Here is a 3,004-nt window from a genome sequence, read left to right as displayed (position 1 = left end):
CGCTTGCCCAGCAGCGCGCCCGCGGCCCGCAGCGCGCGCAGCGCCGCCACACCGGCGACGGGAAGGGCCGCGGCCTGCGCGAGGTCGACCATGGCCGGCACCTCGGCCAGCGAGTCGGCGGGGATCACCACCCGCTCGGCGAACGCGCCCCGCGCGAGCCCCACCACGCGGGTGCCCGGGGCGAGGGAGCCGCCCCAGAGCACGACGCCGGCCACGTCGGAGCCGAGTACCTCGCCCGGCGGCACCCGGCCGGAACGGGCGTCGTTGAGGTCGCCGTGGTTCAGCGACGCGTGACGGACCTCCACCAGCACGCCGTCGCTGGCGACCGGGTACGCGACATCGGTCAGCCGCACCGAATCCGGCGCGGTCGGATCCACCACGAGCGCTCGCATCGTCGACCCCCAAGTAACGACTGGCCTCGACGATAGCGGGGAACGCCTACCCGGGTTGGCAGTTCGGGCACCAGACCGTGCCGCGTCCGCCGACCCGCCCGCGGTGCAGCGTCGTGACGCAGCGCGGGCAGGACCCCGACGGCTCGTCGCGGCGGCCGGTCAGCCACGACGTGCGTGGCGGCACCCGGCCGGCCGCGACCGCCTGGCGCAGCACCGACCGCAGACGCGTGTGCAGCGTCGTGACGTCCTTGGCGGACAACCGGTTTCCCGGACGGCGCGGGTTGATCCGGGCCCGCCACAGGATCTCGTCGGCGAGCAGGTTGCCGATGCCGCCCAGCACCGCCTGGTCGGTGAGCGTCGGCTTCACCTGCCGCCGCCGGTCGAGCAGCTCGCGGAGCTCGTCGCGGCCGACGTCCGTCGCGTCCGGGCCGACCTCGGCGAGGATCCGCTCGACGGCGGCGTCGTCGTCCGCGAGCCGGATCCCCTGCAGCTTGCGCATGTCGCGGTAGCGCAGCTCCCCGCCGTCGAGCACGAAGGCGACCCGGTCGTGCGGGTGGCGCTCGCCGTCCCGGGTCCACCGCAGGTCGCCGGTCATGCCGAAATGCACCAGCACCGCCCCACCGCCGCGCAGCGGGCCGACGAGCCACTTGCCGTGCCGGCGCGGCGCCGCGAAGCTCTTGCCGCGCAACCGTTCGCCGAACCCGCGCGCGCCAACTCCGCGCAGCATCTGGGCATCCAGCACGTCGACCCGCCGGATCCGCGCGCCGGTGTGCGCCGCGAGCACGCGGCGAAAGCCCTCCACGTCGGGAAGTTCCGGCATACCGGGCGGGTAGCCGGTGCCACGCGGGCCAAACGTCTCACGCGGGGTAGGTGGCCACCTCGGTCGCCTTCACGGTCGCCCACAACGGTGTGCCCGGCCGCAGCTCCAGCTCCGCCACGACGACCGGCGTGATGTCCGCCAGCACCGGCGGCGTGCCGTCCAGACGTACCCGCACGGTGTGCGCGTGCTGCTCCAGGTCGGCGACCGTGACCGGCCAGCTGTTGCGCGGGCTGCCCGACGGCTCGCGCGGGTGCAGGCTCACCGCGCTCGGCGGGAACGCCACGTGCACCGGCCCGGACACCGGCGACGCGACGGTGAACGAACCACCCGAACCGAGCGACACCGTGGTCCCCGACGCCGTACCGCGGTACAGGTTCAGCCCGACGAGGTGGGCGACGTAGTCGGTGCGGGGCCGGCGGGCCACCTCGGCCGGCGGGCCCTCCTGGACGACCCGCCCACCCTCGACGATGACGATCCGGTCCGCCAGCACCATCGCGTCGAGCGGGTCGTGGGTGACGAGCAGCGTGTGGCCGGCGTACTCGTCGAGGTGGCGGCCGAGCTCCGAGCGGATGTGCAGCCGGCTGCTCGCGTCCAGCGCCGCGAGCGGCTCGTCCAGCAGGAGCACCGCGGGCTCGGTCGCCAGCGCCCTGGCCAGCGCGACCCGCTGCGCCTGTCCGCCGGACAGCGACCTCGGCCGGCTGCCCGCACTGGACGCGAGGCCGACCTTCGCCAGCCACTCCCCCGCGCGGGCTCGGGCGGCCGCGCGCGCCGTGCCCCGCGCGCGCAGTCCGAACGCGACGTTCTCGAGCGCGGTCAGATGCCCGAACAGCAGGTAGTCCTGGAACACTACGCCGGCGCCCCGTTCCTCGGCCGGCACGAACACCCTCGGCGGCTCGTCCCACACCACGTCGTCGAGCCGGACGAGTCCGCTCGTGACCGGAAGCAGCCCGGCCAGCGCCCGCAGCGCGGTCGTCTTCCCGGCGCCGTTCGGGCCGAGCAGCGCGACAACCTCGCCGGCCTCGATCGCCAGCGAGACGTCGAGCCGGAACCCGGCGGCGCGGATGACCTGCAGGTCGGCGCGTAGCGTCACGGCTGCGCCGCCTCCCCGGAATTCTCCCGCGTGGTCACGTTGGGACATGACGTTCCCGTTGACCACGTACTTGTGGCCGGTTTGCGTCCCGTTCCCCTTAGGTTCGGTCGAGGAGCACGCGGCTCATTCATGACGCTCCGCTGATCCAGCGGTCGCGCAGGCTCACCAGCACGACGATCGACACGACCAGCAGCACGACGCTGAGCACGATCGCGGCCCCGGGATCGGTCTCCAGCGCGAGGTAGACGGCGAGTGGCATGGTCGTCGTGCGACCGGGAAAGTTGCCCGCGAACGTGATGGTGGCGCCGAACTCGCCGAGCGCACGGGCCCAGCACAGCACGGTGCCGGCCACCACGCCCGGCGCGATCGAGGGCAGCGTCACCCGCCGGAAGGTCAGCCAGCGCGAGGCGCCGAGCGTCGCCGCGGCCTCCTCGTAGCGCGGGTCCGCGGCCCGCAGCGCCCCCTCGACGGCGATCACCAGGAACGGCATGGCCACGAACGCCTCCGCCACGACCACACCGGCCGTCGTGAACGGCAGCGAGACGCCGAACCACTCGTGCAGGTACTGGCCGACGAGCCCGCGCCGGCCGAGCACGAGCAGCAGCGCCACGCCGCCGACCACGGGCGGCAGCACGAGCGGGACGGTGACGAGCGCGCGCAGCACGCCGCGGCCGGGCAGGTCACCGCGTGCCAGTAGCCACG

General features: G+C 74.6%; 4 protein-coding genes. All 4 read right to left on the bottom strand.

Features of this window, described 5'->3' with window-relative positions; all coding sequences use genetic code 11:
* A partial coding sequence (locus ACRDTB_RS37870) for an alcohol dehydrogenase catalytic domain-containing protein (protein ID WP_431437096.1) occupies positions 1–392 on the bottom strand: 392 nt, incomplete at its 3' end.
* Between the two features lie 46 nt (positions 393–438).
* Complete coding sequence (locus ACRDTB_RS37865) at positions 439–1,212, bottom strand: Fpg/Nei family DNA glycosylase (RefSeq protein WP_431437094.1); 774 nt, start codon at positions 1,210–1,212, stop codon at positions 439–441.
* A 37-nt stretch (positions 1,213–1,249) separates the two neighbouring features.
* The gene (locus ACRDTB_RS37860; RefSeq protein WP_431437093.1) at positions 1,250–2,302 is read right to left on the bottom strand and encodes a sulfate/molybdate ABC transporter ATP-binding protein; all 1,053 of its coding nucleotides are present in this window, start codon (positions 2,300–2,302) and stop codon (positions 1,250–1,252) included.
* Between the two features lie 127 nt (positions 2,303–2,429).
* Positions 2,430–3,004: molybdate ABC transporter permease subunit (gene modB / locus ACRDTB_RS37855; RefSeq protein WP_431437092.1), on the bottom strand; the 575-nt coding region annotated here is incomplete at its 5' end.

Origin of the sequence: Actinophytocola sp. (genome assembly GCF_050699935.1) — a bacterium.
GTDB lineage: Bacteria > Actinomycetota > Actinomycetes > Mycobacteriales > Pseudonocardiaceae > Actinophytocola.
This window is presented reverse-complemented; position numbering and strand designations above follow the sequence as displayed.